The following is an 8,589-nucleotide window of genomic DNA, read 5'->3' as shown; positions in this document are numbered from 1 at the left end:
AAGGTTCAGGTCGAGCAGGATGATGTCGTAGTCGTACAGCTTGCCGAGATCGATCCCCTCCTCACCCAGATCCGTGGTGTAGGTGTTGAAGCTCTCGGATTTGAGCATCAGTTCGATGCTCTGCGCGACAGAGGTATCGTCCTCGATCAGCAACACGCGCATGGGCAAGATCCTCCAAAGGTTGAGACTTCCTATACGGTCACCGGCAACAAACCGTTAACGCTGAGCGCCCGCGCCCGCGATCCGCACCGGCTGAGCCTCAAGTCTTTTCGAAACCTCGCGATTTTTCTTTTCGGGAATTCCCGCGCCCTTCGCGATCCGGCCCGCGCCCGCGCCATCGACCGGCGCTTTCGCCGGCCGGATCGCGCTCCCCCGAGCCGGATCACCGGACCCAGGTCATCGCAGCCAAGTGGCGACGAGGCCGAGGGCGGCGGCGAAGGTCACCGCCGTGGTGGTCCAGCCGAGGAGGTTGGTGAGGCGGCCGTTGACCCGGTTGCCCATGACGGCGCGGTCGTTCGTCATCAGCATCATCAGCAGGAGGAGCGGCGGCACCGAGAAGCCCTGCACGATGCCGGACCAGACCAGCGCCCGCATCGGGTTGAAGCCGAGGAAATTCAGCGCCACGGCGATCACCGTCACCGCCGCGATGGTGCCGTAGAACAGCTTGGCCTCGCGGGGGCGCGCATGCAGGCTGCCGCTGCGGCCGACCCCCTGGACGAGGTCGTAGGCCGCCCCCGTCGTCATCACCGGCACCGCGAGGAAGCCGACGCCGACGACGCCGAGCGCGAACAGGTACTTGGCCCCCGCCCCCGCCAGGGGCTCGAGGGCGGCCGCCGCCTGGGCGGCGCTCTCGATCTCGGTCTGCCCGGCCGGATGCAAGGTCGCGCCCGTGGACAGGATGATGAAGTACAGGATCACGTTCGAGAACAGCATCCCAATCACCACGTCGCGGCGGGTCTTGCGCAATTCCGCGTCGGTGGCGCCCTTGCGCGCCCGCAGAGAGTGACGCCCCTGCGCGATCTCCTCCTCGACCTCCTGGTTCGACTGCCAGGTGTAGATGTAGGCCGAGAGCGAGGTGCCGATGCAGGCCACGATCATGGACAGGAAATCCGCGTCGAAGCGGATCCGGGGCAGGAACGTGCCGCGCAGGATCTCGCCCGGGTCGGGCCTCGCCAGGATCGCGGCGGCCACGTAGGCGAACAGGGCCAGGGCCAGCCAGCGGAAGATGGCGCGCAGGAGCGCGTAGGAGCCGAAGACCTGGAAGGCCAGGATCGCGGCGGCGGCCACCACCACGATGGCGCCGATCGGGACCGGGACCAGCAGGTTCAGGGCGGCGCCGATGCCGCCGAGATTGGCCGCCGCCTCGATGACGTTGCCGGTGAAGGCCCCGAGCACGATGGGATAGAGAACCCAGCGCGGATAGCGGTCCCGCACGATGGCGAACAGGCCCTTGCCGTAGACCTGCCCGAGCTTGGCCGAGACGTAGACGACCACGTACATCATCGGCAGGACGACGGGGGCGATCCACAGGAAGGCGAGGCCGAACTTGGCGCCCGCGCTCGCATAGGTGCCGATGGCGGACGGATCGTCGTCCGCCGCCCCCGTGATCACCCCCGTGCCGAGGGCGTGGGCGAGGCCGTTCCCCTTGCGCGGCCCGTCCCGATCGTGGTCCCGGCTTTGGTTCTGGTCCCCGTCCTGGTCCTTCCGCGGCGGCTTCGGCAGGCGCTGGTCCATGGGGTCTCGTCGGAACTGGCACGTCTGGGAACGGGAACGCGTGGAGTCCAACCGGACGACGCGCAGCCTGTTCAGTGTGCCCGGGCGAACGGTCTTCGACCGGACACCGGCCGAAGACGCCCAAGTTCAAGCGTACCGCCGGTGGCCCGGCCCCGACGGGACGCGCCGCGCCCGGACCCTGCGCCTTCAGCCCTTCACGAAGGCGAGGAGATCGGGGTTGATGACGTCGTGGTTGAGGGTCAGCATCCCGTGCGCGAAGCCCGGATAGGTCTTGAGGGTGCCGTTTTTCAGGAGCGTCACCGATTTCCGCGCCGAGTCGGCGATGGGCACGATCTGGTCGTCCTCGCCGTGCAGGACCAGGGTCGGCACGGAGATGGCCTTGAGGTCCTCGGTCTGGTCGGTCTCGGAGAAGGCCTTGATCCCTTCGTAATGGGCTTTCGCGCTGCCCATCATGCCCTGGCGCCACCAATTCTGGATCACGCCGGGGAGCACCGTCGCGCCGTCCCGGTTGAAGCCGTAGAACGGCCCGGTCGGGACATCGACGAAGAACTGCGCGCGGTTCGCCGCGGTGGCCGCGCGGAAGCCGTCGAAGACCTCGACCGGCAGGCCCTCGGGATTGGCCGGCGTCTTCAGCATCAGGGGCGGCACCGCCGAGACCAGCACCGCCTTGGCGACGCGGCCGGCGGGCTCGCCGTGCCGGGCCACGTAGCGCGCCACCTCGCCGCCGCCGGTGGAGTGGCCGATATGCACGGCGTTGCGCAGGTCGAGCGCCTCCACCACCGCGAAGGCGTCGGCGGCATAATGGTCCATGTCGTGGCCGCCATCGACCTGCGCCGAGCGGCCATGGCCGCGCCGGTCATGGGCGACGACGCGGTAGCCGTGCGCCAGGAAGAACAGCATCTGCGCGTCCCAATCGTCCGCCGAGAGCGGCCAGCCGTGGTGGAACACGATCGGCTGGGCGTCCTTTAGCCCCCAATCCTTGTAGAAGATCTCGACGCCGTCCTTCGTGGTGACATAGGTCATGGGGATCTGTCCGCTTCTGAGGGAGAGGATCGTCGAGGGGAAAGGGTGACGGGACTCCCGGGCAGCCATGCCCGGTCGGCTCGGGAAAACCGCCCGTGGTCGCGGGAGCCATCGAACCGCCACGCTTGCGAACTTCACACGATTCCGTGAGCGATTCCAGCCGAGCGCCGTCCTCGACCCCGCCCGCCGGAATCCGGCCGGGCATGCGGGCGCGGGGGTGGACAGCCCACCCGCCTCGTCCATCATCTGCGCGCGCGGGGACGGGGCGTCCCTCCACGCGAGCGCCGGGCCGTCCCGCCGACGGATGTCCCGCCATCGAACGGGCTGGGGACGAGGGGCGACAGGCGACCATGAGCATCCCGGCGGACGCGGACGAACGGGTGAGCGCTGACGACCTCGGCCGAACCGCGCGGGCCCGGCATCAGGCCGAGATCCTGGACTGGCTCCTGCGCGGCACCCTCGGCGAGCGCTACCTCGACGATATTTTCGTGGCGTTCTGCCAGCGCCTGCGCGCGGCGGGCGTGCCGGTCGCCCGGGCGACCGTGTACCTGCGCACCCATCATCCCCTCTGGCTCGGGACCCGAATTCTGTGGCGGACCGGGGCGCGCGCCGCCGAGATCACCAATTTCGAGTACGGCATCGTCGACACCGACCAGTTCCGGCACAGCCCGGCGGCCGAGATCCACGCGGGCGCGGACGAGGTCCGCATGCGCCTGGAGACCCTGGAGCCCGCTGCGCCGGTCCACGCGCTCTACCGCGAATTGCGGGACGAGGGGCTGACCGACTACGTCGCCTGGCCGCTCCACTACACCCTGGGCAAGCGCCACATCGCGACGTTCTCCGCCGACCGGGCCGGAGGCTTTGCCGGCGACGACGTGGCGATGCTGGCCGCCCTGCTCCCGGCGCTCGCGGTGGTCACCGAGGTCCGCCACAAGAACCGCCTGACGCGGCTGCTCCTCGACACCTATGTGGGGCCTCATGCGGGCGAGATGATCCTCAACGGCGCGACCCGGCGCGGCAGCGGCGTCACCGTGGAGGCCGCCGTCATGGTGATCGACCTCAGGGGCTTCACCGAGATCTCCGAACTCTGGCCGCGCGACGACGTCATCGCCCTGCTCAACGATTACTTCGACGCGATCTCGCTCCCGATCGAGCGCCATGGCGGCGAGATCCTGAAGTTCATGGGCGACGGCCTGCTGGCGATCTTCCACCTCGACACGCCCGCCGCCTGCGCGGCGGCGCAATCGGCGGCCTGGGAAGCATGCGTCGCCATGGAGGCGCTGAACGCGCGGCGGGCGGATGCGGGCCTGCGCCAGCTCGGCTTCGGGATCGGCGTGAATGTCGGGGCGGTGATGTACGGCAACATCGGGTCGCGCACCCGCCTCGACTTCACGATCATCGGCCCCGCCGTCAACGTCGCGGCGCGGCTGGAGAGCCTGACGAAGGTGCTCGGCGTCAGCGTCCTGTTCTCCGGCGCCTTCGCGGCCCGGTCGGACCAGGGGCACCGGCTCGACCGCCTGGGCGCGTTCCCGCTCCGGGGCGTCGGCGACCCCCTCGACGTCTTCGGCTTCGCCGACGCGGTTCCGGACTAGGCCGGCTCCCGCCGGACCCCGCTTGCGTCCCGAATGGAACCCGCGTGCCGCTGGCGACATAGGCCACGCTGGCGCCCAAAGGGGCCGGCGCCACCAGGGGAACGGGCATGGACGCGAACGTGACGACCGCCGGGGCGCCGCCGCGCCTCGAACGCAAGGCCGTGGCGGCCGTGGTGCTCGGCAACGCCCTCGAATTCTACGACTTCACCATCTACGCCTTCTTCGCCAAGCCGATCGGCGAGGCGTTCTTTCCCTCTCAGAACGCCACCGACAGCCTGCTCGCCTCCCTGGCGCTCTTCGGCATCGGCTACGTCATGCGCCCTATCGGCGGCATCCTGATCGGGGCCTTCGCCGACCGGGCGGGGCGCAAGCCCGCCATGCTGATCACCATCGCGCTGATGGCCGTCGGCATGGTGATGCTGGCCGCCTGCCCCGGCTACGCGACCCTCGGCGGCTGGTCTCAGGTCATCGTCATCGTCGGCCGGCTCATCCAGGGCCTGGCGCTCGGCGGCGAGGTCGGCCCCTCCACCGCCTACCTGCTGGAGGCGGCCCCACCCAAGCACCGGGGCTTCGTGGCGAGCTGGCAGATCGCCAGCCAGGGCTGCGCGGCGCTGATCGCCGGCATCGTCGCCTCCGCCCTCACCTACGCCGTCGGCGACGACGCCATGAGCGATTGGGGCTGGCGCGTGATGTTCGCCCTCGGCATCGGCGTGGTGCCGGTGGGCCTGATCATCCGCAGCCACCTGCCCGAGACCGCCGGCGACCGGACCGATCCGGCCGCCGCCGACTCGACCTTCGCGGTGGTCCGGCGCCTGGTGCGCGAGCATGGCCGCATGCTGGTGCTGACCTTCCTGATCATCGCGGCCTCCACCGTCTCGAACGCGGTGGGCACCAACATGCCGGTCTATGCCCAGGCCACCCTCGGCCTCACCGAGACGGTCTCCACCGCCGTGCCGATCGCGCTCGGCCTCGCCTCCATCGTGTTCCCGCTTCTGGGCGGCTGGCTCGCCGACCGGGTCGGGCGCCGCGCCGTGATGATCTGGCCGCGCGCGCTCATCGTCGTCCTGACGGTGCCCGCCTTCGCCTGGCTCCTGCGCGATCCGACGGGCCCTTCGGTCTATGCCGTGACCTTCCTCCTGTCGGCGCTCTCCTCGATCAACGCCGCGGCGATCATCGTCGCGATTCCCGAATCCCTGCCCCGCGCCGTGCGCAGCGCCGGCCTCTCCATCGTCTACGCCTTCTCGGTCTCGATCTTCGGCGGCAGCACGAACTACGTGGTGAACAAGCTCATCGCCCTCACCGGCGACAAGATGGCCCCGGCCTATTACCTCGTGGCCTTCAGCGTCGTCGGCACCGTCGCGGCCCTGCTGATGCCGGAGACGCGCGGCCGCGACCTCGCGGCGGATGCGGAGGCCGCCTCCCGCCCCGGCGCCTGACCCGGTCGACGCGGACGCGCAGCGTGTTCGGTGGGGCGATGCGCGATGTCGCGCTCCCGGCCGATCCGGTCGAGGCGGTCGACCCGGCGCTGCCCCGAAGCGCCGGGCGTCCCCTGCCCTCAGCCCTGCGCGAGGCGTTCGAGAAGACGCTTGGCTGCGGGCCCCGACGAGGCCGGGTTCTGGCCCGTGATCAGAAGGCCATCGGCCACGACGTAGGGCTGCCAGTCGGCATCCTTGCTGTACTCGCCGCCGAGACGCCGCAACTCGTCCTCGACGAGGAACGGCACCACCGTCGTGAGCTGCACGCCCTCCTCCTCGGAATTCGTGAAGCCGGTCACCTTCCTGCCGCGCACGAGCGGAGCGCCGTCCTCGGCCGTGACGTGCCGCAGGACGCCCGGGGCATGGCACACGAGGGCCACGGGCTTGCCCGCGCCGAGCGTCGTCTCGATGAGACGCCGGGAGTCCGCGTCCTCGGCAAGGTCCCAGAGCGGACCATGGCCGCCCGGATAGAACACCGCGTCGAACCCGTCATGCGACACGCCGGCCAGCGGCACGGTCGTGGCCAGGGCGGCCGTGGCCTCGGCATCCGCCTCGAAGCGGTGCGTCGCCTCGGTCTGGTTCGCCGGCTCGTTGCTCTTGGGATCGAGGGGCGGTTTGCCGCCCCTCGGAGACGTCAACACGATGTCGGCGCCCGCATCCTTGAACGCGTAGTAGGGCGCGGCCAGTTCCTCCAGCCAGAACCCGGTCTTGCGGCCCGTATCCCCGAGCTGATCGTGCGAGGTGAGGACGATGAGGATCTTCATAGCGATACTTCCCTGTGATGCGGTCGGATATGGAAACGACTGGCTGAACCGCTTTCAGTAGACCAGTCGGCTAGAATTTCGAGACGCGGCGTACGGCTTCGCCGCGGTCATCCCTGCCGAGCTTTGCGAAGTCTGAGCAGGCGCCGCGTCGTCGTCATCGCAGCCTCGAACGGGGTGGCGGTGCGAACGATCTTCGTCATGAGGCTTGCCCCGAGCCAGAGGTGGTACAACGTCTCGGCGGTGGCATGCGGCTCGTCTTCGAGCGTCAACGAACCTTCCGCGACACCGGCCTCGACGGCGCGTGACAGCCGCTCGATGATCCCGGCGGTTCCAGTCTTGAGGGCGAGGCGCATGGGTTCGGACAGGTCGGACACCTCGGCCGCGAGCTTCACCGCGAGGCACTTGCCCTGGTCGTCACCGCTCCCCTGGCTTGTCTGCCACTTGCGCCAATAGGTCATCAGGCGCTCGGCCTGATTCAGGCCGGGCTCTGCGAGCGTCGTGTCGAGGTCGACGAGATAGCCTTCGAAGTAGTGCGCGAGGAGCGCCTCGCCGAATGCCTCCTTGGAGCCGAAATAATGGTAGAACGAGCCCTTCGGCACTCGGGCCGTTGCCAGGATCTCGTTGAGCCCGACCCCGGAAAACCCCTTCGCGCCCACGAGACCGTAAGCGGTATCGAGGATGCCTTGCCGGGTATCGGTATATCCGTTCGTCGGTGCCATGGATTCGATATGGTCGAAATTAGACCGGTCGTCTAGTTGCAGGTCGAATGTTTTCGAAGGCCCTTTGCGAGTGCCTGGCCGAGGTAGCGCTTCGGATGGGGTTTGGTGCGCCCCGCCCGCGCGGAAAGGCTTTGCGGGAGCCGGCCTACGAGCCAAGCTGTCGGTCGCGGTGTGGTCGCCCGTCCGATGCACGGTTCCGGCGTCTCGAGAGCCTGACCCTCGGTGACGCCGTCTCGACGGGCGCCGCCGGAACCCTGGGAGACATGTGATGGAGTTAAGGTTGGACGGCCGCGTTGCCGTGGTCACGGGCGGCAGCAAGGGGCTCGGGCTCGCCATCGCCACCCGGATGGCCGCCAGCGGCGCGGATGTGGCGATGCTGGCGCGCGATCCGGACGGGCTCGCCGCCGCACGGCGGCTCGTGGAGCCCACTGCACGCGGGCGCGTCCATGTCGTCGCCTGCGACGTCTCACGGGCGGAGGAGGTGGAGCGCGCCCACGACGACGTGGTGCAGGCCCTCGGCCGCGTCGATATCCTGGTGAACAATGCGGGCGTCTCCCGGACCGGCCCTTTCGCATCGATCACGGACGCGGTCTGGCAGGCCGACCTCGATCTCAAGCTGTTCGCGGCGATCCGCCTCGCGCGACTGGCCTGGCCCGGCATGGTCGAGCGTCGCTGGGGACGGATCATCAACGTGCTCAACATCGCGGCCAAGGCGCCCAAGGCCGGGTCGGCCCCGACGTCGGTCTCGCGGGCGGCGGGGCTGGCGCTCACCAAGGTGCTCGCGGGCGAAGGCGCGCCGCACGGCATCCTCGTGAACGCCCTGCATGTCGGGCTCATCGACAGCGACCAGTGGGTCCGCCGCCACGCCGCCACGGATGACGGCCAGCCCTACGCGGCCTTCCTGGCCGACATGGCCCGCAACATCCCCCTCGGCCGTGTCGGCACACCTCAGGAATTCGCCAACGTGGCGTGCTTCCTGGCATCCGACCTCGCGGGCTACGTGACCGGAACCGCGATCAACGTCGACGGCAACCTCAGTCCGGTGACCTGAAGGGGCAGGTCCCATGCGCAGGGGACGCATGGAGCGGCCGCTCGCGGCCAGACGAGCGGCGCGACGGCCAGGTCCGCTCCGGCGATGCCCCATCCTTACACGGACGGGGGGACATCTTTCCGGAACCGGTTCTTCGCCGATCGCCGGGAAGCCGCGGCGGCTAGGTCGCGTACTGGGCCTCGCCGTTCCCGAAGGACCAGTTCTCTTTCACGACCTCGACGAGGTTGATGA

At 69.5% G+C, this 8,589-nt stretch carries 8 protein-coding genes; 3 read left to right on the top strand and 5 right to left on the bottom strand.

The features are described 5' to 3' along the window. The 3 genes from JWQ05_RS00845 to JWQ05_RS00835 form a co-directional block, all read right to left on the bottom strand. Nucleotides 1-162, bottom strand: a 162-nt coding sequence (locus JWQ05_RS00845) for a response regulator (protein ID WP_299652987.1), incomplete at its 3' end; no start/stop codon positions are given. Nucleotides 163-396: 234 nt separating this feature from the next. Then, on the bottom strand, nucleotides 397-1,734 hold the full coding sequence (locus tag JWQ05_RS00840; RefSeq protein WP_299652985.1) for an Nramp family divalent metal transporter: 1,338 nt from the start codon (nucleotides 1,732-1,734) through the stop codon (nucleotides 397-399). Nucleotides 1,735-1,920: 186 nt separating this feature from the next. Then, entirely contained in the window at nucleotides 1,921-2,757 is an 837-nt protein-coding gene (locus tag JWQ05_RS00835; RefSeq protein WP_299652982.1) for an alpha/beta hydrolase, read from the bottom strand. A gap of 380 nt (nucleotides 2,758-3,137) precedes the next feature. On the opposite strand from JWQ05_RS00835, the gene JWQ05_RS00830 reads away from it, so the two are divergent. Then, on the top strand, nucleotides 3,138-4,349 hold the full coding sequence (locus JWQ05_RS00830; protein ID WP_366944534.1) for an adenylate/guanylate cyclase domain-containing protein: 1,212 nt from the start codon (nucleotides 3,138-3,140) through the stop codon (nucleotides 4,347-4,349). Nucleotides 4,350-4,456: 107 nt separating this feature from the next. Further along, a complete protein-coding gene (locus JWQ05_RS00825) occupies nucleotides 4,457-5,785 on the top strand; it encodes an MFS transporter (protein WP_299652976.1) in 1,329 nt (442 codons plus the stop codon). Between the two features lie 119 nt (nucleotides 5,786-5,904). On the opposite strand, the gene JWQ05_RS00820 is transcribed toward JWQ05_RS00825, so the two are convergent. Beyond that, nucleotides 5,905-6,588 (bottom strand): type 1 glutamine amidotransferase domain-containing protein, encoded by a 684-nt coding sequence (locus JWQ05_RS00820; RefSeq protein ID WP_299652973.1) that lies wholly within the window; start codon nucleotides 6,586-6,588, stop codon nucleotides 5,905-5,907. 107 nt (nucleotides 6,589-6,695) lie between these two features. Continuing rightward, nucleotides 6,696-7,307: a TetR/AcrR family transcriptional regulator gene (locus JWQ05_RS00815; protein ID WP_299652970.1), complete on the bottom strand. Its 612-nt coding sequence runs from the start codon at nucleotides 7,305-7,307 to the stop codon at nucleotides 6,696-6,698. Nucleotides 7,308-7,575: 268 nt separating this feature from the next. On the opposite strand from JWQ05_RS00815, the gene JWQ05_RS00810 reads away from it, so the two are divergent. Next, entirely contained in the window at nucleotides 7,576-8,358 is a 783-nt protein-coding gene (locus tag JWQ05_RS00810) for an SDR family oxidoreductase (protein WP_299652967.1), read from the top strand. Nucleotides 8,359-8,589: the final 231 nt, after the last annotated feature.

The sequence above is a fragment of the Methylobacterium sp. genome (assembly GCF_028290105.1).
GTDB lineage: Bacteria > Pseudomonadota > Alphaproteobacteria > Rhizobiales > Beijerinckiaceae > Methylobacterium.
Note: the sequence above shows the minus strand (reverse complement) of the source record. Positions and strands in the feature narration are given on the sequence as shown.